Raw genomic sequence first — 21,654 nt, 5'->3', positions numbered from 1 at the left:
GCTCCCCGCTCTTTCACTGGAGGTATTCATATGACCGCACCCACCCGCAAGGACCCCCTCGTTGCCGCCTACTTCAGCGTTCAGTTCGATAACAAGGTCGTCGGCGCCTTCCGCGAGTGCAGCGGCCTGGGCAGCGAAAGTCAGGTCGTCGAGTACCGCGCCACCGATGCCAAGGGCCGCGCCGTCCTGATCCGCGAACCCGGCACCATGAAGTACAACGACATCGTCCTCAAGCGCGGCATCACCAACGACATGGACATGTGGGTGTGGCGCCAGCAGGTCGAGGAAGGCAACATGGACGAAGCCCGGCGCAGCGGCACCATCACCCTGCACAACCAGAAAGGCGAGCCGGTCGCCGCCTGGACCTTCGAGCGCGCCTGGCCCAGCAAACTGAATGGCCCCACCTACGACGCCAAGAGCAACGAGGTCGCCATCGAAGAACTGACCATCACTCACGAGGGCTACAAGCGCGTCCCCGCGGGCGGCTAAGCACCCGTGACCCGGACTGACGCGTGAACGAACTGTCTTTCATGCTGCCCGCCGGACTGCACACGTCCGACGGGCAGATTCACCGCGGCGGCGTGATGCGCCTGGCCACGGCACTCGACGAGATCGAGCCGCTAGGCGACCCGCGCGTGCAGCGCAACGAGGCTTACTACCCGCTGCTGCTGCTCTCCCGGGTCATCACGCGCCTCGGGCCGTTCGCGCCCGTGACGCCCGACGTGCTGGCTGTCCTGCCCGCCGCCGACTTCGCGTACCTGCAGACGCTGTACGCGCAGATGAACGCCGCGCCCACTCCCGCCCCCGCCTTCACGCAGCCCCAGTTCACCAGCCCCCTGAGTAGCGCACCCGGCGCGCCGCAGGGTGCGCCCGAATTCATGAGCGGCCAGATCGAAACGGAATGCCCGCACTGCGGAGCGATTCTGGAACTGGACCTGGGCAGTGACCTGACCGGCGCCGGCAACCCGGCGTGACCCACCCACTCCGCCCGGCCGCACCGCCACGCCCATCCAGCGCGGCGGGCGCTGCCGTTCCGGTCGGCGCGCGCGCTCAGAGCGCCGTCACCATCGATCTGGACGAGGTGGCCCGCCGCGTGTACCAGCTGATGCTGGACGACCTGCGCCTGGACCTGACCCGCCGCACCGGCCGCGGTTGAACGCCGCCGACCGGTACCCGCCCACAGGAGAGTGGCCATGACCTTCCGATCCAACTTCAGTTTCAATGGCGGCCGACCCCGCGTGACGGCTTCCCTCAGCCTCGGGCCGCTGGGACAGATCAACTTCAGCGCCGGGGCCGACCTGCGCCCCCTGGCCGGGCAGACCTTCCAGCCGCGCCCGGTCGCGCCGTCCGAACGCACCATGACGCAGGCCACCCAGTTCCGGAACGTCACGCCGCAGCAGACGTCGGTGCACGTTCTGAGCAACCACCGCTACCAGGTGTCTATCGACGGCCTGGAGCACGCCGCGTTCAGTGAAGTCAGCGGCCTGCAGGTCGAGACCGAGACCATGGACTTCATGGAGGGCGGCGTGAACGACCGCGTGCTGCGCCTGCCCGTTCGCTCGCGTGTGGGGAACCTGATCCTCAAGCGTGGCATGGTCGCCGGGAACGAACTGCTCGAATGGCACCTGAACGTCGTGCAGGGCTACCTGGACGTGCGCAACATCACCATCACCGTGTACGATCATCCCACCAGCGTCCGGGACAGCAGCAACCATTACCTCAGAACCGCTGATCCGCAGGTCCGCATGCGCTTCGAGCTGCTGCAGGCGTACCCGGTCAAGTGGAGCGGCCCGACCTTCAACGGAAACGGCGACGCCGTCGCCGTCGAATCCCTGGAACTGGCCCACTCCGGCTTCCTGCAACTCAGCCGCTAAGTTCCGCCCAGTTCGCCGCTCCCCGCTTTACCCGGTCCCACAGGTCGCGCAGACGTGTCGGCCAGAATTGCGACCCGACCAGCGGCCCGGCCCCTGCCCGGCGCCTCAAAGGAGTCCTGTGAGTATCTTCGACGAGCGGCTGCGCCGCCTGAAACACGCCTCGCAGATGGCCGTTACCCAGCGCGACCATCCCCGGAGTGACGCGGCCCTCGCGGCGATTTCCACCGTGCCCACGCCCCTGAGCCCCTGGTTGCCGGTCCTGTCATCACGGACCGGTGGTCCTCTGTCGGGTGGTCCTGACTCCGGGAGCGCTGACTTCGGGGGCGGGGTGACGGTCAAGCGCAGCGGCCCGCGCCGCGTGAAGGCCCGGCTGCTCTCGACGCCGGCCCGGCCCACCGCAGCGGACGACTCGACGGACCGGCTGCCAGAGGCCCTGCCCGGATGGAATGCTCAGGTCAGTCCGGACGTGATCCCTCTGACGGAGGAGAACCGCCAACCCGCTCCACTGTCCGGCCCGGCGGCCCAGGTCAGCCCGTCGGCCCAGCCCAGTGTGCCTTCCGGACCACCGGTCAGCCTGCCCGCGCCCCTGATGAACGATCCCTACGGCGACGTGCAGGAGGCCCTGGCGGCTGGCCTGAGCGCGCACCCGCCACTGGGCCTCCTACCGCCGGAACCGGCGCCCGTGAGCGCTGCGCCCTCCGGGGAGGACACGGACCGTCCCTCCCCGCTGCGGCCCGCGTCATTCATGGAAACCATGGCCCTGAACACCCCGCCGACAGAGGGTCCTACAGACGGGCCTGGACGCCGGGAAGACGTCACGGCGCCCACCCCTCCATTCGCACGGCAAGCAGCACCGGAACCCGTGCCTACCCGGCTGCCGCAGACTGCGCCCGCTGAGCAGGCTGAGCGCGCTGTTCCTTCCAGGCCCAGTTCTACTGCGCCTGCCTCTGCTGCCCCCACCTCGACTGCGCCCGCCGGACAGGAAGTCCCGGTCGTGGAACCCACCCGCGCCCCGGTGAAGGTGAGGGAACCAGCCCAGACGGCGCCCACTCCACCCGAGGGAACGGCCCGGACGTCTGACGTGCCGGTGGTCCCGGCTGAAGCAGGCCTCCCGGGCGCTCCCACGTCGGCCCCCGCCTCGCCGGAGCGGCCCCCGCAGTCCGCTCCGGCAGGTGTCGTCCGCCCGACCGGGCCTGCGGCCGGTTCCGACGGGCCCGCACCCGATACCGACCCTGACGGGGACGAACCGGCCCTGGTCTTCCCGGAACCCCTGCCGCCGGACGTACGTGAGCGGCAGGAACAGGAGCGCCGTGACCTGGAACAACTGCTGCGGTCCGGGAACAACGACATCCCGGTGCGTCTGCCGCGCCGTCCGCGTCCGCAGGTGGCGCCCATCGCCGCGCCGGTCGCCGAGGAGGAGGTCAAGCCTGCGCCCCCCATTCCTCAGGAGGTCTCCCAGAACATCCTGGCGCGCCTGAACCGCTTTGCGGAACTGGAGGAGAAGGGAGAGGTGGAGGCCTCCACACTGGGCGTGGGGCAGCTGCACACCTGGCAGGATCACCACCCGGAACGCAACGTGTCCCTGCCCCCGGCCGGACTGGACGCGGACGCGGCCGTGGACCGCGCTGCGCCGCCCCGCGCCGATCAGCCGGGCACGCGGGGAAGCGTGACGCCGCGACTGCGAGCACGGGCCAGTCGCAGTGGCCGCAACGCGGACCGCCGCAGCCCGGACAGCGGTCCGGCCGACCCGGACGAGGAACCGGACACAGCGGGCCGGGCGCGCACCGGAGGCCCACCGACCGGCGCCCCCGAACGGCCGCAATCTCCCGCGCACCAGACCGACGCGGGGAGGGACGCCGGTGGGGACACGGACAGGGTCGCCTCAATGCCCATGACGCCGACTCCGGTCCCAGGACAGGCTGACTCGGAACGCCCTGGCCCGGACCGTATTCCCACGGGCGTGCAGCGCCGCGCAGCAGACGGACCGTTTCCTGACGGGCCGACAGTCGAGCCTACCGACCAGCCCGGACCAGCGCCGGTAAAGCCAGACGGATTCACGGTACCGGCAGGTGAGCCGGACGCGCCGTCAGCCCTGCGCCCCGACACCGACTGGCCGCTGGCCGACGCTCCAGCTGAACCGAACGCAAGCGAACCTATCCCAGCCGAACCCAACGCAGCCGAACCCAACGCAGCCGGGACTGCCGCAGCGGCCGTCAGCCGCGAGTCGGCCGTGACACCGTCTGTACCGGTGATTCTGCCGCGCGTGGTCGCGTCAGCGGAATCCGACCAGACGGCGCAGCCGACCACCCCGGTAGTCTCACCCGCCCTGGCAGAGTCGGACGCGAACGCGGCGCCGACCGAGGGGCCGACCCGCGTGTCTTCCCGGACGGCCGCTCCAGTCGGACCAGACCCCCGGCCCGGTTCTGCCGCGCGGCCCGCCCCAGGAGACCGCACTTCACAACTGGAGACCCCACCGGCGCCGCTGACTGTGCCTGTGCGAGTGCCGGTGCCGGTGCGTCCAGCGGAACCGCGACCCACACCGGTGATCCCCACCCCCGAGGTGGTGCTGCCCGATCTGGGGTCTCCCGGACTCCTGCACGCGGAGCGTACGGCCGACCCGCTGATGACTGGGAAACCCGACGACCATGTGACAGAACAGGCTGACGATCATCCCGCCGCGCCGACTGCCGCGCCGCCGCAGGGTGTACTTCCAGGCGTCACATCGCCGTCCATGCGGCCGCACCCATCATCGGCGGACGCCGTCCTGCCCGTCGTACCTGCGCCACTGCCTCGCGGGGACCGGCCCACGGACCGCGCAGAGCCGTTGGCCCCCTGGCCAGTCCAACCCGGCCCGCTTCAGCCCGGCCCGGTTGAGGCGCAAGGCAGGCCCGAGACGACCAGTCTGCCAGTCACCGGGACCCCGCCGCTCGCGCCGCAGGAGGGGGCTGTGTGGGATGACGTGCGGGCCAGCCAGCCTCTCACGCACACGCCGCCAGCGTCCTTAGAATCACCAGCAGCCGAGGAATTTCCGGTACCCGTGGAGCCGGTACCCATAGAGTCGGCCGCGCCTCTCGAACCGTCCGCGCCGCTAGCCCCGGCACCACCATCAGTCCCGACACCGCTATCAGCCCCACCACCACTATCAGCACCGGCACCCGCAGCGCAAGAGGCCTTGCCAGATCGCTCGCTGGATGACGGGCTGGCGGAGGATCAGCCGGCCCACGTGCCGGATCAGCTCAGCGCCGCCCTGCGCTCTCCCCGGAAGGAAGCTGCGGCAGCGGACGGTCCTGTTCAGCCGCCCACGACGGCCGGACCACCGGACCGGGTTCCCGAGGGCGCCGCGTCTCACCTGGTCCACCCAACGCCTGCCCCGGTGCCCTCGGGACCACAACTGCAGGCCCAGCCATCACTCCCACCGTCACCAGTCATGCCTGGAGCGGTCCCTCCTGCGCCCGCATGGAGTGCTCTGGAATCCCCGCTCGTGACGGCCTCACTCCAGATGCCCCCGGTGCCAGTCAGGCCCGGTGAGGCAACGGCTCTCCTGAACGCCACTCTTCTGAACACTGCTCTCCTGAACACTGCCCTCGTGAATACCGCGCCCGTGCTCCTGAATGCGCCCCGAGAGGGAGGGGCTGATCAGCCTATCCCGGATGGTCGCGGCGCAGCGTCACCGGTTCGCGGCGCGCTCAGGCTCGGCGCGCCCGCACCGGGACCCGCCACGTTCCCCGTTCAGGCGCCCGCCGTAAGAACCCCGGAGCTTTTGGGGGCGCCGGGGGGGCAGTCAGCGCAGCAGGAGGCCCGCCCGCCCGTGAAGGCGGCTCCTGGGCCAGGTGGCGTGCAGGCTCCGCCCGCTCTCCCCTCGCCGTACCAGCGGGAAGCCCTGCCGGATGAAGGTGTGCCAGTAGAGCTGACGCCGACCCGGGCGGTGGCCGCGGCTCCCGGCGCGCAGCCGGCCGGGACGGATGGGCAGCCGGCCGGGACGGATGGGCAGCCGGCCGGGACGGATGGGCAGCCGCAAGCGCCGGGACCGGTCGGGGCAGCACCGGCGCTTCCGACCTCCGCTGCGTCCCGCCCCGCCACAGAGGACACTACCGGACCGATGGGCACTCAGCCGACCCCGCCTGCCCCCTCTCTGCTGGCCGCTGCACCGGCAGCCCTGACGCGATCTGCGCAGTTGCCACCGCGTCCGGTCTCACCGGTCGAGGTCGCTGCCGGGAGCGATCCGGTGCGTCCGGTTCCACCCCCGGGCAGCCTGTCTGCCCAGCCGTTTTCGGCGCCCTTCCCTGCCCCCCCGGGGGCGGTGTGGCGGCCCCAGCCGGAGGCGCCACCGCAACTTCGCCCGACCTTCATGAAGCAGCCCGTACCCGTGAGGTCTGGGACGCCCGCCATGGAGGTGCCCGTGCCCGACCTGCCCGTGGTGGCGGCGCCCGCGCGTCCGGTCGAGCCTCGGCCGGCACCGACCATCCCAGCACTGGAACTCCCAGTGCCGACCCCGGTCCTGCCCCTGCCGCCGGTGGTGACGCTACCGGTCCAGGCGACCGGTCCACTCCGTCCGGAGGCGTGGCCCGTGATGGCCGTACCGGCGCCTGGTCAGCCGCTCGCGGTCGCGGTGCCGCCACACCAGGGTCCGGCTGTAGCAAAGGCGCCCGGTAGCGGCACGGCGGGCGTCTCGGGCAGGCCAGTTCCGGCGCGCGCCGCGTCCGGACCGGGCGAGTTCGCGCCGCTGGTGCCGGTCGCGCCGTCATGGTTCCCGGCCACCGCGTTACCGGAGCGACCCGCAGCCGCTGAGGCGTTCTGGCCCGGCGAGACCAGCCTGGAAGGCGTGCTGGAGGGACCGGGGTGGGCCGGATTGCAGCCGGACGGGGCCACGTCTCCGACCGGACTCAGCGCACTGGTGCCTGTACCGGTGCCCGCATCTATACCATTGCCCACACCACCAGTGCCCGTGTCTGAACTGCTCACCCGACCGGGCCCCCAACCCACGCCCGCACCACTCCCCGTTTCCGGTCCCCGGCCGGAGTTCCCGCCGGGCGTGGGGCCGTCATCCGTTCTGCCGGTCGGCGGGTCACACCTGCCGCTCCCGGAGACGGTTACCGCGCCCGCCCCGGCGGCGGTGGGATCGCCCGCCCTGTGGGACGATATGGTGCGCGCGGCGCTTCCGTCACTGTTCGGAGGTGGTCCGCAGATACGGGTGGCGGTGCCAGGACTCGTTGCGGGGGTCGTGCCGGTCGTGGGGCCAGCCGCGCCGCAGGCAGTCCTGCCGGGCGCGCAGACCCTTGCGCCCGCCGCGTCAGATCCGGTCGCCGGGCTTCCGGTCGTGCCGGGTGTGCAGGCGGTCACGCCGCTCGGTGTGCCGCTGGCCGGTGCGCCGCAGGGGCCGGGACTGAACGGGCCGCAATCGCAGGTGCTGCGCGCCCTGCAGGCGGCCGTGCGCCAGGACGGGCACGGACAGCCGCTGGCGCCGGGCGCGCAGGCGTCCCTGGCGCGGCTGATGGGTACCTCGGTGGCGGACGTGCGGGTCATCCGGAACGCAGGTGTGACCGGTGCTCTTCAGGCAGCGCAGGCCGACGCGCTGACGGTGGGGCGCACGGTGTTCCTGTCGCCGGATACACCGCTGGATTCCGGGGCGGGGCGGGCCCTCGCGGCGCACGAGTTCACGCACGCGCTCCGTCAGAAAACGGCCGGGTTCGTGCCGGACGTGCTGCGCCGCGCACCGGCCAGACCGGACGGCAGCGCCGAGGAGGCCGTGGCGCTCGCGACCGAGCACGCCAGCGTTCACGGGCCCGACGGCTCCAGCCGCTCCACGCCCACCCGCCGCCTACCGGGCCTGCCAGCCCCATGGGAACCGCTGCCGTGGGAAACCGTCCCATCCGGGCCGGGTCAGGGGGACCGCCCGGATCGTTCACCATGGGGGGAGGTGACGCCGACACGTGAATTCCAGTTGCCGCCTGCGTCCGAGGACCGGCGGGCGCTCCTGCCGGGGCTGGGGTTGCAGAGCGGGGGACTGGCGGGGCCGGGCGGACTGGGCAACGTGGTGAACGCGGCGGCCACCGACCGGGCGAAGCCCCAGGAAGCCAGAGACACGCAGGCGGGCGCCCCTCCAGTGGGGCGGCGCGCCCAGGGAGCGCCGTCCGTGGACCTGGATCAGGTGGCGCGTGAGGTGTACGCCCGCCTGCGCGAGCGTCTGAGCAGCGAGTTGCGGCGCCACTGATCCCGACCCGGATAAAACGGCTTGCAAAAACTGTCTCATCCGGGCGGAGCGGGTCTGAGCGCAAAGGACAGCAAGGCATGGAGTGATACGGACTGCCGCTCCATACCGCGAAGGGGCGTCTGCCCTTCCTCCTCGCGTCCGCTCGGATGGATTCAGAACTGCAGTGCATCAATCGGAATCCGCATGTGGTCCCTGCAGAAGAAAATTCTGGAAACCGAGTCGATCATCCTGACGATGGAAGACGTAAAATTCTTCGGGATGCTCGACCGCGATGATCTGGGGGCTCTGGGCATGACCCAGGCGGCGTTCGATATTCCCCGTCCTACTGAAGTGAACGAACGACAGGCTCTGGCAGTTGCCCTCCCGACCCGCTGGAGGTACTGGCATCCCGGCGCGGACGGTGTGAAATGAAATCACGTCGGTTCCACATGGCCGCTGCCCTGTTCATAGCCGCGGCGCTCACAGGCTGCGTGGAGAGGAGTCCACAGATGGACGCTGCTGAACGGTTGAAGGTGTACAGCGAGATGCAGGCATTCGCGGAACAGGCCCTGCAACTCAGGAAGGTCGAGTGCGGGGATCTTCCACAGGTGACGGCCGACACACCGTGTTACGTGACCGACCTCAAGGCCGCCAGAATGCAGGAAATTCTGGATGCCAACGGAAACCTGAACGGCCTGACGGGCTGGCGTGAGGATTACGGCGTGACTTCGAAGTCCTTCAAGTGGAAAGGGACCCGCTGGGTCTTTGGCGTGGTGTACGTGCTGGCCAGCCTCGAAGAATACGAAAGCCGCCCCGACATCCGGAAGCATGCAGGACTGGTCAACATCACGGTCGATCTACACTGAACCGCCTCGCCAGCTGCGAGGACCGCTCTTCCGGGAGAAATGCTGACGGGACCCGATTGGTTCAGTGATACGGATTCGGATTGATTCGGTGCACTTCTGCGTCAATCCGAGCGGACGCGAGGAGGAAGGGCAGACGCCCCTTCGCGGTATGGAGCCGCAGTCGGCGCCCTTCCGACTGTGGCGCAGTGGAGCGGCAGTCCGTATCACTCTCCAGCGGATTCCTGCGGCCGGGTCGCCCCAGCCTTCTCCGCCAGCAGGGCTGCCGGCCCTCTCGCTCCTGGCTTGAGCTGCCTCCAGTGGTCACCGACCCGTATCATCTGCGACGGCGCGGATCTTCGGGGCGAAATGACTGGCGCAATTCTGGCTGTCCCGCTTCCAGACGGTCAGCACCTGATCGAGGATGGGCTGCACCCACTGCGGATCGTTGCCAGCTGTGAGCTTCACCAGCAGCACGCGTCGGTTGGGCTGATGGGAAACGGTGCTGACAGCGGCACACTGAAACGCCATGTTGGTCATCCGGCGCAGGAGGAGTTCCGGGCTGCCGGTCGCGCGTTGCCCGGTTGGATTACTCGGTTTGGCTGCGGTGGGCGCCGTCGGGCGCGCCGATGGACACGGTTTTGATGTTCACGAATTGCAGGATGCCGTGGCGGCCGAGTTCCCGGCCGAAGCCGCTGTGCTTCACGCCGCCGAACGGGAGGCGCGGGTCGCTGGCGACCATCGAGTTGATGAACACTGATCCGGCTTCCAGGTCGCGGATGAAGCGCTCTCGTTCGTCCGCGTCGTTCGTCCAGGCGCTGCTGCCCAGACCGAAGGTGGTGGCGTTGGCCAGTTCGACGGCCTCGTCGATACTGTCCACCCGGAAGATCAGAGCGACTGGCCCGAAGGTCTCTTCGAGCCACACGTCCATGTCGGGGGTCAGATGATCGAGGGCCGTGACCGGGTAGTAGTTGCCCTGTCCTTCCGGCACCTGTCCGCCTGTTCGGACGCGCGCGCCCTTGCTCACGGCGTCCTGCACCTGCCTGTCCAGGTCACTGCGGATCTGCGGCGTGGCGAGCGGACCCACGTCGGTGCCTTCCAGTTCGGGGTTGCCGACCTTCAGGGCACGCAGGCCTGCCACGAACGCGTCTGTGAAGGCGTCGTACACGTCGGCGTGCACGATGAAGCGTTTCGCGGCGATGCAGCTCTGACCGTTGTTGATGGTGCGGGCGGTCACGGCGGTCTTAGCGGCGAGTTCGATGTCGGCGCTGGGCATCACGATGAACGGGTCCGAGCCGCCCAGCTCCATCACGGCGGGCTTGAGTTCCCCCCCGGCGGTGGCGGACACGGCCCGCCCGGCGCCTTCCGAACCGGTGAGGCTCACGGCGGTCACGCGCGGGTCTTGCAGCACGGCCTGCACGTCACGGCTGCCGATCAGCAGGGTCGTGAACACGCCCGCCGGGAAGCCCGCCTCTCGCAGCACGTCCTGAATGGCCAGGGCGCAGCCGGGCACGTTACTGGCGTGCTTGAGCAGCGCGGTGTTCCCGGCCATCAGGGTCGGCGCGATGAACCGGAAGGCCTGCCAGTACGGGAAATTCCACGGCATGACGGCCAGCACCACGCCCAGGGGCTGGTACGTCACGTAGGCCTCGTCCGCCTCGGTCTTCACGGGTTCGGGGGCCAGGAACGCCCCGGCGTGCGCGGCGTAGTACCGGCAGGCCGAGGCGCATTTGAGGACTTCCTGCCGGGCGGCTTCCAGGGTCTTGCCCATCTCGCGCGTGGCGAGCAGCGCGAGTTCCTCCACACGGCGTTCGAGAATGGCGGCGGCGGCGTTCATCCACTCGCTGCGCTGCTCGAAGGTGGTGCGCCGGTACTCGCCGTAGGCCTGGTGAGCGGCCGTGATGGCGGCCTGCACCTGCGCGGCCGTGTGATCGTCGTGGGTGGCGAAGGGTTCGCCCGTGGCCGGATTGACGCTTTGCATGCCTTCCGTTCTAGTCCGCGCCGACCGCCCTTCACTGTGAGACGACCCTCCATGAAGCTCTCGTTAAGAAGGAGGGCGCTGCTCGGAGGTGAGTCGAGCGAAGTGGGCGGCAGGCCGACAGCCTCCCGAGGCAGCAGCCAAGGAGCTTCCCGTGAACGTCAGTGGGGGGCCGTCAGCTGGGGGGCAGCCAACGGGGGCCGGAAGCCGCGCAGGCGCAGGGCGTTACTCAGGACGAAGACGCTGGACAGCCCCATGGCGGCGGCGGCCAGCACCGGGTTCAGGCGCAGGCCCAGGGCAGGTTCGAGCACACCGGCCGCGACCGGGATCAGCAGGACGTTGTACGCGAAGGCCCAGAACAGGTTGCCGCGAATGTTGGTGAGGGTGGCGCGGCTCAGGGCGACGGCGTTCGGAACGCCGCGCAGGTCACCGGACATCAGGATCACGCCGGCCGTTTCGGCCGCCACGTCGGTGCCGGTGCCGATGGCGACGCCCACGTCCGCCTGCGCCAGGGCCGGCGCGTCGTTGATGCCGTCCCCCACGAACGCGACGTGCCGCCCGCCCGCCTGGAGTTCCTTCACGGCGGCGCTTTTCTGCGCGGGGTGCACTTCAGCGCGAACGTCCGTGATGCCCAGTTGCCGGGCGACGGCCTGCGCGGTGCGGGCGTGATCGCCGGTGATCATGACGACCTGGCGGCCACTGGCCTGCATGGCCTGCACGGCCTCCAGGCTGCCGGGCTTGATGGGGTCCGCCACGGCCAGCGCGGCCACGATGTGGCCGTCCACGGCGGCGTACAGAGGCGTGCGGCCCAGGTCGGCCAGTGCGTCGGTCTGGGCGGTCAGGGGGGCCACGTTCAGGCCCAGGCGGGTCATCAGGCGGTCACTGCCGACCCACACGCGCCGCCCGTTCACCGTCGCCTCGATGCCCTCGCCGGGCAGGGCCTGGAACGCCGTGGCTTCCGGTAGCGTCAAGCCCTCGGCGCGGGCGGCCGATACGATGGCCTGCGCGACCGGGTGCTCGCTGGCGCGTTCCGCCGCGGCGATCAGGGTCAACACGGCCGCGCGGTCCTGTGGCCCGTCGTGCGGGTCCTGGGGTGAACCCTCGTGCGGGCCGGTCAGGATCAGGTCCGTGAGTTCCGGGCGGCCCAGGGTCAGGGTCCCGGTCTTGTCGAGGGCGATCACGTCCGCGCGTTGCAGGGCTTCCAGGGCCGCGCCGCTCTTGAACAGCACGCCCAGGCTGGCGGCGCGGCCCGTGCCGACCATCACGCTGGTGGGCGTGGCGAGGCCCATGGCGCAGGGGCAGGCGATAATCAGAACGGCGACTGTGTTCACCAGCGCGTGACTGAGCCCCTGTGGGCCGCCCAGCAGCAGCCAGGTCAGGAACGTCAGGGCCGCGATAACCAGCACGACAGGCACGAACACGGCGACCACGCGGTCCGCGAGCCCCTGGATGGGCGGCCGGCTGGCCTGGGCGTCCTCGACCAGCCGGGTGATGCGGGCCAGAGCAGTGTCTGCGCCGACGTGTGTGGCGCGGAAGGTAAACGCGCCGGTGCCGTTCACGGTGCCGCCGGTCACGGCCGCGCCCACTCCCTTGTGCACGGGAACGCTCTCGCCGGTCAGCATGCTCTCGTCCACCCAGGAATCCCCGGTCTGCACCTCTCCGTCCACCGGGACGCGCTCGCCCGGGCGGACCTGAATCACGTCCCCGGTCTGGACGTCGGCGGTGGGAATCTCGAGTTCCTGCCCGGCGCGGACCACGCGGGCAACGCCCGGTTGCAGGCGCAGCAGGGTGGTCATGGCGGCGCTGCTGCGTCCCTTTGCGCGGGCCTCCAGGACCTTGCCCAGCAGGATCAGGGTGATGACGACAGCGCTCGCCTCGAAGTACACGTGCGCGGTTCCGGCCGGGAACACGCCGGGGGCCAGCGTGACCAGCAGCGAGTACAGGTACGCGGCGCCCGTGCCGATCATGACCAGGGCGTTCATATCAGGGCTGCCGTGACGCAGGCTGTTCCAGCCGAGGCGCAGGAACCGGCGACCCGGACCGAACTGCACGGGCGTGGCCAGCAGCAGCATCAGCACGTTCAGGCCGCGTTCGCCCAGCAGGCCGGTCAGGGCCATGTGCAGCGGCATCCACATCATGGGCAGCATGGCCAGCAGCAGCAGCGGAACGGCGAAGGCAGCGCTCACACGGAGGTCGCGCTCAAGGCTGCGTTCGTGGTCGTCGCGGGCGGCCTGCTCCAGCGCGGCGCGGTCCGGCGCGGACGGCGCGCCGCTGTTCAGGCCGGTCAGGACCGAGTACCCGGCCCGCGTGACGGCGGCGTTCAGGTCGCGGCCCGACACGCGGCCGGGCAGGTACGTGACGTGGGCGCGTTCCGTGGCGAGGTTCACCTGGGCGTCCAGCACGCCGTCCACTTTCTTCAGTGCGCGTTCCACCCGGCCCACGCAGGCGGCGCAGGTCATGCCCTGCACACTCAGGTCGGCAGTGGCCGTCAGGGGCTCGTAGCCGATCTCGCGGACACGGGCCGTCAGGTCCATCAGGCTGGTCTGTGACGGGTCGAAGGTCACGCTGGCCCGCTCGGTCGCGAGGTTCACGCTGGCCTGCTGCACACCACCGACCTTCGTCAGGCCGCGTTCCACCCGCGACGAGCAGCTGGCGCAGGTCATGCCCTGCACCGTGAATTCAGCCGTCACTGCCGGGAGGCCGCTGGACGGCGGTATTGGAATGGAGGGGATCGGCATGGCCGGGGTCGGCGGGTTGGACTTGACAGGCTGACTCATCAGGGCTCCAGTGGTGGACGGGCGGGATTCAGTGAGGCCGGGCAGCGGGAAGCGGCACTGTCCCGTGCCCAATCCTCCCCCGGGGGGTACAGGAACAGGATAAGCCCCGCCCGACCTCGTTTCAAGCCCACGAAACAAGTGCGGAGAGGGACTCGGGTGGCATGGTGGCGGCGTTCCAATCGAGCGAAATCGGCGAGCTGCACTGCGAGTGGGAGCGCCGCCCCCTGCGCGGGTCAGGTGGGGATTCCGGCGCGTGGGCGGGTGGTCAACGCAACACACGTCCGTCAGGATCAGGCCCATGCGCAGGCCATGTCAGCCGCTCGGATTGACAGGCCCCCTGGGGGGGGGTACCATCCCCATATGAGGACTGAACTGACGATCAGCGGAATGACCTGCGGCCACTGCCAGAAAGCCGTCCAGGAAGCCCTCCAGCAGGTTCCGGGTGTGCAGAGCGCCAGTGTGGACCTCGCGGCCGGACGCGCCAGCGTCACCGGTCCCGCCGACGTGCAGGCCCTGATCGCCGCCGTGGTCGAGGAAGGCTACGAGGCGCGGGTCGCCGCTCCCACTTCCGCCCCCGCCTGACATGACCGCGAAAGCCGCCCAGGCCAGTTGCCACACCGGTCCCGATCATCTGTGCATGCCTGAAGAGGCCCGCAGGCGGGCTGCGCGCCGCCTGAACATCGCGCGCGGACATCTGGACGCCATCGTGCGCATGCTCGACAACCCGGACGCCTACTGCGTGGACGTGCTACGGCAGATCAAGGCGGTGCAGGGCGCGCTGTCCGGAGCGGGTGAGGTCGTCCTGCGCGGGCACCTGGAAGCGCATGTGGCGACCGCCAGTACGCGCGGTGACAGCGTCGAGATCGTAGAGGAACTGATGGAAGCACTGAAATACACCTGATACGGACTGCGATTGAATGGTCCTTGCCGCCCATTCAATCCGAGCGAAGCGAGTGGGAGTAGGGCGGGTTCCGGACGTGGAGCTGGCCATCCGGTGATGTTCCGGACCTGTCGGCGAAACAAACGGAAGTCCGTATGATACGGATTCCGATTGAATGGACTTTGTAGCCCATTCAATCAGAGGCCGTTTTACTCCAGCGCGCCCTGGCCGGTCAGGTGACGGCCCACGATCAGGGTGTGAATGTCGTGCGTGCCCTCGTACGTATCGACGGTTTCGAGGTTCAGCATGTGCCGGATGACCGGGTACTCGGTGGTGATGCCGTTCCCGCCGTGCAGTTCACGCGCCAGTCGCGCGCCTTGCAGGGCCACGCGGACGTTGTTGCGTTTGGCGTAACTGACCTGCGCGAAGTTCATGCGCCCGGCGTCTTTCAGGGTGCCCAGACGCCACGCCAGTAATGTACCCAGACTGTGGTCGGTGGCCATGCGGACCAGTTTGTCCTGCACGAGTTGACGGGACGCGATGGGTTTTCCGAACGTCGTGCGGGTGCCAGTGTACTCCAGGGTAGCCTGCAAGACCGCTTCGAGAGCGCCCATCGCGCCCCAGGCAATCCCGAAGCGGGCGGATGTCAGGCAGGACAGCGGGCTTTTCAGACCCGAGCTGCCGGGCAGCAGGTTCGCGGCCGGAATCCGGCAGTCCTGCAGGTTGATCTCGCCGGTCACGCTGGCCCGCAGGCTCATCTTGCGGTGAATGGGCGGCGCGCTGAAACCAGGCGTGTCGGTCGGCACGATGAATCCCCGCACGGTTCCCTCGTCGTCCTTGGCCCACACGACGGCCACGTCCGCTTCGGGGCTATTGGTGATCCACATCTTATTCCCGTCCAGCACCCAGTGATCCCCGTCACGGCGGGCGCGGGTGCGCATCGCGCCGGGGTCGCTGCCACCGTCGGGTTCGGTCAGGCCGAAACAGCCGATCAGTTCACCCGAGGCCAGGCCGGGTAGCCAGCGGCGGCGCTGCTCATCGCTGCCGAACGTGTCGATCGGGAACATGACCAGACTGCCCTGCACGCTCGCGGCGCTGCGCAGGCCGCTGTCCACGCGTTCCAGCTCGTACATCATGGCGCCGTACGCGCTGTACGACACGCCCGCCCCGCCGTACGCCTCGGACACGGTGGGTCCCAGCAGCCCCATCTGACCGAAGCGGCGCATGACGCTGCGCACCGGGAGCGAACTGTCATCCCACCACGCCGCGACTTCCGACATCAACTCTGCGTCGCAAAAGTTCCGAACGCTCTCCCGGACCAGCCGCTCATCGGCCGACAGCATCTCGTGCACATTGAATTCATCGAACATACGCACCTCGTCGGACCCGGAACGCCCGTCGCGCGCCGCCCGTCAGACCAGCAGAATTTGAGGAGGCTAGTCTACGCCGTCAGGGACCACTGCGATCCACACCCGGCTGGAATGCATACGAACTGCGGCCCAATGATGGATGAACACCGGTCTCTCCGATAGGCAGCAAAGCGGCATCTGTGGGTGGCGTCAGCGAATCGGCATGCTGGGAGGTAAGCAACGAGACAGACGAAATCCACCCCCTATGACTGAAACGCACAGCCCGCCCAGCGTCACGCCAGCCGGTGGGCATACGCACCATAGAGACAGGGCGATCAACCCTGTACGGTTGATCGCCCTGCGGGGAGAGTTGCAATCAGCGGCGGACGGCGACGGCCCGGTGCGTTGCGGCGCTGCGCGCCCCGAGCACGCTGGCGCCGATGGTCAGACCAGAGGCGAGCAACCAGGCCCAGCCGGCGGTGCTGGCGGCCGTGCGGGCGGCGTCTTCGGTGGCCTTGGCGATATCCTGAGCCTGCTTTTCAAGGCGGTCCACTTCCGTGGTGACGACCGTGCGGACTTCCTGCGCCTGGGGGGCGCTCAGGCCCTGGCGTTCCAGGCGGGTCACGAACTCTTCACCGGTCAGGGCGTTCTTGATGGCGGTGACGCGGGCACCGGCGAAGTCGGTGATGTTCCCCAGGTCCTGTTTACCCAGGTCGTACTGTGCGCGGCGGAAGATGCCGCTGACGACGTTACTGGTGGCCTGCACCTGCTGTTCGTTCAGGTCCTCGCTGTTCCCGGCGATCAGCTCGACAATATCGTCCTGATTGATGCCGCTCACGAAGTCCTGGATGCCGCCACTCTGCGCGTTGGCCGTACCGGCGGCGGCGGTCACGCCCGCTCCAAGGAGATTCCCGGCGGTGGCGGTAGCAGTGCCCAGCAGGCGGCTGACGCTGTTCAGGGCGAACAGGGTGCTGAGCAGCACGAGCATGCCGGCGGTCACCAGGCCGGTCAGGGTGGCGTCGTCGTGGGTCATGGCGGCGATGCCGTCATCGTTACGGGTCGTGGGCGCGGCGGCACGGACGGCAGTGAGGCCCGCGACGTACGCACCGACCAGGGCGGCGATGCCGGACCAGATGGCGGCTGCAATGCCGACGCCGGACAGGGTAAGGCCGGTCAGGGCCGTGATCACGGTGCCCAGAGCCAGCAGGGTGAAGGTGGTCACGAGGCCCATTACCATACCGGCGAGGACACCTCGCCAGGAGAGTCGGTGGGACAGACGGTCTGCGTTCAGAGTCATATCGGCATGGTAGTAGGCCGTACGAACAGGAGTCCCGAACCATAAGCGCCGTCCAAGGGACCGTTAAGGAAACGGTATCACTCATCTCATACATAGGCTCATTGCAGTGGTTTGAGCCAGCGTTCCACCGCAACAGACCGGGAAAGCGGATCAACAGTTCGGGTGTCAATATGGCGGATTTGAGGCTTGGAAGAGGCTACCCATCTCCGCTCCGAGAGGTGACCGAATCGGCTGGAAGTCGCATGCCGCCAACACCAACTGGATGTTCAGTAAGAGCCGTTCAATCTCGAGCTCACGCACGAGAAAGCACAGCGGGTGCCGGACGCAGCGCTGGCAATCCGGCAGCCTCCCTCGTTGGTATTGCGACAGGCTGCAGCCGTATGAGAGGTTGGCCGCCAACCGTTCAGACAGGGCTCATGAGCCCGCGACACGCAGCGGCCAGACTGCCGTATGAGAAGTGACACCCTTCTGTTCGTTCACGCTCTGCTGTCAGCCCGGTGGGGCGCGTGACGGCCCAGCGTTTCTGGGTGCTGCTGACAGCCGCCTACGCCACGCGATTTCTGCGCCTACCGGTGGGCGGCTGGCGCGTCACGGATCTGCGCGATGGGGTCGGCCCGGTCACGCGCCGCACATATTGGGTGGATCTTGCCGGGCCTTCCCGGCCCATGACGGACGTGATGGACAGCGCCCTGCAGCACCTGCCCGCCCGCATCCCGAAGCTCCTGGCCTGGTTCCGGCGGGTTCGGGGCGGACCGGGACGGACGCAGGTTGGCGATCAGTTCACCATTCTGATGCTCGGTGTGCGCCGCGCGCGGGTGCAGGTGACGGCCGTCGGCGCTGACTGCTTCCGCCTCGAAACCCTGAAACAGCACACCGAGTCCGGCTGGATCGAGTTTCGCGCCGAGTCGCTGGGCGAAGACCGCTACCGCCTGCAGGTGGTTTCGCAGATGCGGGCCAGTAGCTGGTTCGACCGCCTGGCGTACCTGCTAGGTGTGGGCATCCTGCAACGCATGACGTGGGAGGCGGGCCTGCGCCGCATCCTGCGTTCCAGCGGGGGGCGCAAGGTCAGTCACGGCACCACCACAGCCGAGTGGCCGTGAGAGCGTCAGGCCCTCCCCTTTTATCGTATGTGCGGCGGACCTTGTGGCGGGCTTCACGCAGCGCTGCCTGCGCGGCGCCGGGCGGCACACTGCTGTCATGAGAATCCCGAAACGACTGCTGCTGACCGCCGCCGTGGGGGCTATCGCCGCCCGCCGCGCTCTGCGTGCGCCGTACGACCTGACGGGCCGCGCGGCGCTGATCACGGGCGGGTCGCGGGGACTGGGGCTGGCCCTGGCCCGCGAACTGCTGGACCGCGGGGCGCGTGTGACCCTGATGGCCCGCTCGGCCGACGACCTGGAACGCGCGCAGGACAGTCTGAACGCGGGCGAGCGGGTTCAGGTCGTGGCAGGCGACGTGACCGTCATCGCTGACATCGAGCGGGCCATCGAGCAGACTGTGCGGGCGCACGGGCGGCTGGACGTCCTGGTGAACAACGCGGGTCTGATTCAGGTGGGTCCCCTGGCGGACATGACGGAGGGGGACTTCCGGGAGATCCTGGAGGTGAACGCCCTGGCGCCGCTGCGCCTGACGCTCGCGGCGCGCCCGCACCTGCGCGGCGGGGGGCGCGTGCTGATCGTGTCGTCGGTGGGGGGGCGGGTGGCGGTGCCGCACCTGGCGCCGTACTCGGTGAGCAAGTTCGCCTCGGCGGGGCTGGGCCAGGCCTTGCGGGCGGAACTGGAACGGGAGGGCATCACGGTCACGACCGTCCTGCCGGGCCTGATGCGGACCGGCAGTCCCAGGCACGCCATCGTGAAGGGCCGCCACGCGCAGGAATACGCGTGGTTCGCCACGGCGGACAGCCTGCCGGTGGTGTCACTGGACGCGCAGGAGGCGGCGCGGCGCATCGTGACGGCGCTGGTGCGCGGTGACGCAGAAACCATGGTGGGCGGCCCGGCGTGGCTGATGCGCTCAGCGCAGGCACTGGCCCCGCAACTCACGGCGGACCTGATGGGCCTGACCAACCGCCTGTTGCCCGCCCCGTCCGGTTCCACCGTCACGCGAATGGGACGTGAGGTCGAGGGTACGGCTACTCGCAGCAATCCCATCAAACGCGCCGCCGAGGTGGAATTCAACCAGCTCGGAGCGCACCAGGACGGCACGCAAAAGTAGTCGCATAGCAGCGGCGTTCCGTGAACGGTGCTGGCAGTGGATGAAAGCGGACGCGCATCCTGCTGTGTGCCGGGACACCTGTCGCGTGCCGGGACATCCTGGCCGCCTGGTGTGGCCCGGCCTCCGTCACGCGTCCGCCGATCAGGGCGGTCAGCGGCTCTGGGTGTCGGCGGCGTCGCGCAGGGCGTCCCCCAGGAAGTTGAAGGCCAGGACGGACGTCACGATCATGAGCCCCGGCAGCAGGAGCCAGGGGTAGAGGTTCAGGGTTTCGAAGTTCTGCGCGTCCTTGAGCAGCAGGCCCCAGCTTGTCATGGGTTCCTTGATGCCCAGGCCAAGGAAGCTCAGGGCACTCTCGCCGAGGATGTAGCCGGGCAGGGCGAGGGTAGCGGTGACGATCAGGAACGAACTGAGGTTCGGCATGATGTGCCGCAGGATCACGCGCAGGTCGCTGCTGCCGATGGCGCGGGCCGCCTGCACGTAATCGACGGTACGCGCACTCATGACCTGCCCACGGATCACGCGGGCCAGTCCGGCCCAGCCGATCAGGGCCAGCACGGCGACAATCCCCAGGTACACCCAGGTGCTGGGCCAGCGGGCCGGAATGATGGTGGACAGGGCCAGCAGGATCGGCAGGCGTGGGAAGGACAGCAGGACCTCGACCAGCCGCTGAATCAGGTTGTCGGTCCAGCCGCCAAAGTACCCGCTGACGCCGCCCAGCACGATGCCGATGGTGAATGAGATTAGGATGCCGATCACGCCGACGGTCAGGCTGACCTGCGAGCCGACCAGCATACGCGAAAGCAGGTCACGGCCGAACTTGTCGGTTCCCAGCGGAAAGTAGTAGCCCTCTTTCACGCCGAACATGTGCCACTGACTGCGAATCACGCCCAGAAAGTTGTACGCGGATTCGGCCGGGTCCTCGCCCCGCACGAACAGCAGGATCGGAAGGGGGCGGCTGGTATCGGGCGCGAAGGTGCTGAGGTACGTGACGGGATCCCGGGTCTTCTTGAAGCCGTACACGAATGGCCGCGTCAGTTTGCCGTCGTGGACGACGTGAATGGGCTGGGGGCGCTGAAAGGAGTACCCCTCGTGCTGAGCGGTAATCGAGTAGGGCGAGAGAAACCCGGCGAGCAGGGCGATGGCATACAGAGCGGCCAACACCCAGGCGCTCAGGACGCCCACGCGGTTGCGGCGGAACCGGCGCAGCGCCAGGGTCAGGGGCGTCTGCCGGGTGGGTGCACCCGGCGTGGCGGCTGCGGCAGTCATTCGAACCTCACGCGCGGGTCCGCCCACGCCAGCGCCAGATCCGAGAGCAGGTTCCCGATCAGCAGCAGCAGCGCACTGAACAGCAGCAGCGTCATGGCGACGTACTGGTCCTTGTTCAGCAGGCTGTCGTACAGGAACGGCCCGATGGTCGGCAGGTTCAGCACGATGCTGGCAATGATGGTGCCCGAGATCAGACTGGGCAGGCTCAGGCCCGCGAGGCTGATCAGGGGGTTCACGGCGTTGCGCACCGCGTGCTTCCACATGACCTGGCGCTCAGCGAGACCCTTGGCGCGCGCCGTGCGCACGTAATCCTGCCCGGTCACGTCCAGCATGGACGCCCGCATCTGCCGCATCAGGCCCGCGACGCCTTCGAGGCCGATGGCGATCATGGGAATCCACAGGTGGTTCATCAGGTCCAGCACCTTCGCGGCGCTCCAGGGCGCGTCGATGAACTGCGGGCTGAACAGGCCGCCCACGTTCGACCCGCCCCACTTCAGGACCAGCGCGATCAGCAGCAGCGCCACCAAAAAGTCCGGTGTGGCGAGGCTCACGTACCCGAAGAAGTTCAGGGCGGCGCTGCGTTTGGAGTAGCGGTTCAGGGCGGTGTAGATGCCCAGCGGCACCGCGATCGCCCAGGAGACCAGCAGGGTCAGCAGGGCCAGGAAGACCGTCCAGCCCAGACGCTCCCAGATCAGACTGGACACCGGCCGGCCGCTTGCGAACGAGAACCCGAAGTCTCCCTGCGTGACGATCCCCTTCATCCAGGTCAGGTACTGCACCCACAGCGGCTGATCCAGACCCAGTTGCCGCGTGATGTTGGCGACCGTCTCCTTGGTGACGCGCGGGTCGTCGAGGTACTGATCTACAAAACTGCCGGGCTGCATCTGAATGACGGTGAAGCACACCACGCTGATCAGCAGGAGCGTGGGAATCATGCCTAGAATGCGCCGGATAGTGAAGTTCAGCATGCTGGGCCGTTGTTAGATGGAG

19 protein-coding genes are annotated in these 21,654 nt (G+C 68.9%); 11 read left to right on the top strand and 8 right to left on the bottom strand.

Translation table 11 applies throughout. The features are described 5' to 3' along the window. Positions 1 to 30: 30 nt before the first annotated feature. From QZ271_RS02925 to QZ271_RS02910, 4 genes are read left to right on the top strand one after another with little or no spacing between them, the layout of a single operon-like run. The gene (locus QZ271_RS02925) at positions 31 to 489 is read left to right on the top strand and encodes a phage tail protein (RefSeq protein ID WP_273991240.1); all 459 of its coding nucleotides are present in this window, start codon (positions 31 to 33) and stop codon (positions 487 to 489) included. A 23-nt stretch (positions 490 to 512) separates the two neighbouring features. After that, positions 513 to 974: a hypothetical protein gene (locus QZ271_RS02920; RefSeq protein ID WP_291428809.1), complete on the top strand. Its 462-nt coding sequence runs from the start codon at positions 513 to 515 to the stop codon at positions 972 to 974. Beyond that, on the top strand, positions 971 to 1,156 hold the full coding sequence (locus QZ271_RS02915; protein ID WP_291428807.1) for a hypothetical protein: 186 nt from the start codon (positions 971 to 973) through the stop codon (positions 1,154 to 1,156). Before QZ271_RS02920 ends, QZ271_RS02915 begins: the two co-directional genes overlap by 4 nt. Before the next feature lie 37 nt (positions 1,157 to 1,193). Next, positions 1,194 to 1,874, top strand: coding sequence for a phage tail protein (locus QZ271_RS02910; RefSeq protein WP_291428806.1), 681 nt, complete (start codon positions 1,194 to 1,196; stop codon positions 1,872 to 1,874). A gap of 4,590 nt (positions 1,875 to 6,464) precedes the next feature. On the opposite strand, the gene QZ271_RS02905 is transcribed toward QZ271_RS02910, so the two are convergent. Then, positions 6,465 to 6,632 (bottom strand): hypothetical protein, encoded by a 168-nt coding sequence (locus tag QZ271_RS02905; RefSeq protein ID WP_291428804.1) that lies wholly within the window; start codon positions 6,630 to 6,632, stop codon positions 6,465 to 6,467. Positions 6,633 to 7,071: 439 nt separating this feature from the next. On the opposite strand from QZ271_RS02905, the gene QZ271_RS02900 reads away from it, so the two are divergent. The 3 genes from QZ271_RS02900 to QZ271_RS02890 all read left to right on the top strand — a co-directional run bounded on the left by QZ271_RS02900 (position 7,072) and on the right by QZ271_RS02890 (position 8,930). Continuing rightward, positions 7,072 to 8,085 (top strand): DUF4157 domain-containing protein, encoded by a 1,014-nt coding sequence (locus QZ271_RS02900; protein ID WP_291428801.1) that lies wholly within the window; start codon positions 7,072 to 7,074, stop codon positions 8,083 to 8,085. A gap of 183 nt (positions 8,086 to 8,268) precedes the next feature. Further along, complete coding sequence (locus QZ271_RS02895) at positions 8,269 to 8,496, top strand: hypothetical protein (RefSeq protein ID WP_291428799.1); 228 nt, start codon at positions 8,269 to 8,271, stop codon at positions 8,494 to 8,496. A 77-nt stretch (positions 8,497 to 8,573) separates the two neighbouring features. Next, entirely contained in the window at positions 8,574 to 8,930 is a 357-nt protein-coding gene (locus QZ271_RS02890; protein WP_291428797.1) for a hypothetical protein, read from the top strand. A 300-nt stretch (positions 8,931 to 9,230) separates the two neighbouring features. Here the strand turns inward: QZ271_RS02890 and QZ271_RS02885 are convergent, their stop codons facing one another. The 3 genes from QZ271_RS02885 to QZ271_RS02875 all read right to left on the bottom strand — a co-directional run bounded on the left by QZ271_RS02885 (position 9,231) and on the right by QZ271_RS02875 (position 13,574). After that, positions 9,231 to 9,446: a hypothetical protein gene (locus QZ271_RS02885; RefSeq protein ID WP_291428795.1), complete on the bottom strand. Its 216-nt coding sequence runs from the start codon at positions 9,444 to 9,446 to the stop codon at positions 9,231 to 9,233. 49 nt (positions 9,447 to 9,495) lie between these two features. Further along, complete coding sequence (locus tag QZ271_RS02880) at positions 9,496 to 10,887, bottom strand: NAD-dependent succinate-semialdehyde dehydrogenase (RefSeq protein ID WP_291428794.1); 1,392 nt, start codon at positions 10,885 to 10,887, stop codon at positions 9,496 to 9,498. A gap of 158 nt (positions 10,888 to 11,045) precedes the next feature. After that, on the bottom strand, positions 11,046 to 13,574 hold the full coding sequence (locus QZ271_RS02875) for a heavy metal translocating P-type ATPase (protein ID WP_291428793.1): 2,529 nt from the start codon (positions 13,572 to 13,574) through the stop codon (positions 11,046 to 11,048). 447 nt (positions 13,575 to 14,021) lie between these two features. On the opposite strand from QZ271_RS02875, the gene QZ271_RS02870 reads away from it, so the two are divergent. Both QZ271_RS02870 and QZ271_RS02865 read left to right on the top strand, forming a co-directional pair. Next, positions 14,022 to 14,243, top strand: coding sequence for a heavy-metal-associated domain-containing protein (locus QZ271_RS02870; RefSeq protein ID WP_291428791.1), 222 nt, complete (start codon positions 14,022 to 14,024; stop codon positions 14,241 to 14,243). Positions 14,244 to 14,298: 55 nt separating this feature from the next. After that, entirely contained in the window at positions 14,299 to 14,562 is a 264-nt protein-coding gene (locus QZ271_RS02865; RefSeq protein WP_367114293.1) for a metal-sensitive transcriptional regulator, read from the top strand. Positions 14,563 to 14,750: 188 nt separating this feature from the next. Here the strand turns inward: QZ271_RS02865 and QZ271_RS02860 are convergent, their stop codons facing one another. Beyond that, entirely contained in the window at positions 14,751 to 15,911 is a 1,161-nt protein-coding gene (locus tag QZ271_RS02860; protein WP_291428787.1) for an acyl-CoA dehydrogenase family protein, read from the bottom strand. Between the two features lie 355 nt (positions 15,912 to 16,266). Further along, complete coding sequence (locus QZ271_RS02855) at positions 16,267 to 17,121, bottom strand: hypothetical protein (protein WP_367114294.1); 855 nt, start codon at positions 17,119 to 17,121, stop codon at positions 16,267 to 16,269. Between the two features lie 572 nt (positions 17,122 to 17,693). On the opposite strand from QZ271_RS02855, the gene QZ271_RS02850 reads away from it, so the two are divergent. Beyond that, positions 17,694 to 18,287 (top strand): DUF1990 family protein, encoded by a 594-nt coding sequence (locus QZ271_RS02850; RefSeq protein ID WP_291428783.1) that lies wholly within the window; start codon positions 17,694 to 17,696, stop codon positions 18,285 to 18,287. 97 nt (positions 18,288 to 18,384) lie between these two features. Next, on the top strand, positions 18,385 to 19,398 hold the full coding sequence (locus tag QZ271_RS02845) for an SDR family oxidoreductase (protein WP_291428780.1): 1,014 nt from the start codon (positions 18,385 to 18,387) through the stop codon (positions 19,396 to 19,398). A gap of 150 nt (positions 19,399 to 19,548) precedes the next feature. Here QZ271_RS02845 and QZ271_RS02840 read toward each other — a convergent pair whose 3' ends face one another. Together QZ271_RS02840 and QZ271_RS02835 are read right to left on the bottom strand one after the other, a co-directional pair. Continuing rightward, a complete protein-coding gene (locus QZ271_RS02840; RefSeq protein ID WP_291428778.1) occupies positions 19,549 to 20,664 on the bottom strand; it encodes an ABC transporter permease in 1,116 nt (371 codons plus the stop codon). Next, on the bottom strand, positions 20,661 to 21,632 hold the full coding sequence (locus QZ271_RS02835) for an ABC transporter permease (RefSeq protein WP_291428777.1): 972 nt from the start codon (positions 21,630 to 21,632) through the stop codon (positions 20,661 to 20,663). Before QZ271_RS02835 ends, QZ271_RS02840 begins: the two co-directional genes overlap by 4 nt. Positions 21,633 to 21,654: the final 22 nt, after the last annotated feature.

The sequence above is a fragment of the Deinococcus sp. genome, from assembly GCF_018260555.1.
In the GTDB taxonomy this organism is placed as follows: Bacteria; Deinococcota; Deinococci; order Deinococcales; family Deinococcaceae; genus Deinococcus.
The sequence above is the reverse complement of the archived record's forward strand: the minus strand, read 5'-3'. Positions and strand labels throughout refer to the sequence as shown.

Excerpts from the sequence above, each read along its gene's own strand:
- QZ271_RS02925 (WP_273991240.1), top strand. The coding sequence starts at position 31 with ATGACCGCACCCACCCGCAAGGACCCCCTCGTTGCCGCCTACTTCAGC.
- QZ271_RS02910 (WP_291428806.1), top strand. The coding sequence starts at position 1,194 with ATGACCTTCCGATCCAACTTCAGTTTCAATGGCGGCCGACCCCGCGTG.
- QZ271_RS02855 (WP_367114294.1), bottom strand. The coding sequence starts at position 17,121 with ATGGGCCTCGTGACCACCTTCACCCTGCTGGCTCTGGGCACCGTGATC.
- QZ271_RS02840 (WP_291428778.1), bottom strand. The coding sequence starts at position 20,664 with ATGACTGCCGCAGCCGCCACGCCGGGTGCACCCACCCGGCAGACGCCC.
- QZ271_RS02835 (WP_291428777.1), bottom strand. The coding sequence starts at position 21,632 with ATGCTGAACTTCACTATCCGGCGCATTCTAGGCATGATTCCCACGCTC.
- QZ271_RS02890 (WP_291428797.1), top strand. The coding sequence starts at position 8,574 with ATGGACGCTGCTGAACGGTTGAAGGTGTACAGCGAGATGCAGGCATTC.
- QZ271_RS02845 (WP_291428780.1), top strand. The coding sequence starts at position 18,385 with ATGAGAATCCCGAAACGACTGCTGCTGACCGCCGCCGTGGGGGCTATC.
- QZ271_RS02865 (WP_367114293.1), top strand. The coding sequence starts at position 14,299 with ATGCCTGAAGAGGCCCGCAGGCGGGCTGCGCGCCGCCTGAACATCGCG.
- QZ271_RS02895 (WP_291428799.1), top strand. The coding sequence starts at position 8,269 with ATGTGGTCCCTGCAGAAGAAAATTCTGGAAACCGAGTCGATCATCCTG.
- QZ271_RS02870 (WP_291428791.1), top strand. The coding sequence starts at position 14,022 with ATGAGGACTGAACTGACGATCAGCGGAATGACCTGCGGCCACTGCCAG.
- QZ271_RS02860 (WP_291428787.1), bottom strand. The coding sequence starts at position 15,911 with ATGTTCGATGAATTCAATGTGCACGAGATGCTGTCGGCCGATGAGCGG.
- QZ271_RS02885 (WP_291428795.1), bottom strand. The coding sequence starts at position 9,446 with ATGACCAACATGGCGTTTCAGTGTGCCGCTGTCAGCACCGTTTCCCAT.
- QZ271_RS02880 (WP_291428794.1), bottom strand. The coding sequence starts at position 10,887 with ATGCAAAGCGTCAATCCGGCCACGGGCGAACCCTTCGCCACCCACGAC.